Origin of the sequence: Sphingobacterium sp. 1.A.4 (genome assembly GCF_002734245.1) — a bacterium.
GTDB classification, from domain to species: domain Bacteria; phylum Bacteroidota; class Bacteroidia; order Sphingobacteriales; family Sphingobacteriaceae; genus Sphingobacterium; species Sphingobacterium tenebrionis.
Window position 1 is genome coordinate 1 of the sequence record NZ_PEAZ01000006.1, and the last position, 893, is coordinate 893.

The window sequence follows — 893 nt, forward strand, 5'->3', positions numbered from 1 at the left end:
TAGCGATGGAGGCCACCGGTCCCTATTACTTCCGCCTGGCAAGGTTCCTCTGGGAAAGGGATGAACGTGTCTCGGTCATCAACCCCCTTGTCATCAGGCGTTTTTCCCAGATGACCCTGGCCAGGACCAAGACCGACAGGAAGGATGCCCAGCTCATCGCCAAGTTCACCAGCATGACGGAACCTGCCCAATGGAGGCTGCCGGAGGAACATGTGCTGAGGATCAGGAACCTGGAGGGCTATATCAAGGGACAGAAGGAATGCAGGAACCTTCTAGGGAACCAGCTCCATGCATATGAACATGCGGGGACACTGGACCCCTCGCTCAGGAAGACCATGGAGGAAGGGATCAAACGTTATGATCAGGACATCAATGAACATGAAAGGCAGGTCCAGCAGATCATCATGGAGAATTACGGGGAACTCAATGCGAACCTGCGGAGCATACCCGGAATAGGCCCGCGCAGCGCAGCACTGTTGATCATCCTGACGGACGGTTTCAGTCGGTTCGAGGGGTACAGGCAGCTGATATCATATTTCGGACTGGCGCCCAGGATATTCGAATCCGGTACCAGCGTAAAGGGAAAGGGACATATCTGCAAGATGGGGATGGGCCAGGTCAGAAAGGTGCTGTACATGGCGGCAATATCCGCCATCAGGAGCAACACCGCCTGCAGTGAGCTCTATGGGAGGTTGATGGAAAAGGGAAAGCCGCTCAAGGTCGCGATCATAGCAGTGGTGAACAAACTGATCAAACAGGCATTCGCCATCGCAAAATCTGGAAAGGGCTACATCGCAAAAGCGGCCTAATCAGAATATTATTTGGAGAAAATTTAATTTATTATTTGGATATATACACAGTTCATTGCGAGGAGGCACGACGAAGCAATCTTT

General features: G+C 52.2%; 1 protein-coding gene. It reads left to right on the forward strand.

Annotation, left to right across the window (positions count from 1 at the left end):
• On the forward strand, positions 1-809 hold an 809-nt coding region (locus CRJ00_RS01440), incomplete at its 5' end, for an IS110 family transposase (RefSeq protein ID WP_099365156.1).
• Positions 810-893 lie beyond the last annotated feature (84 nt).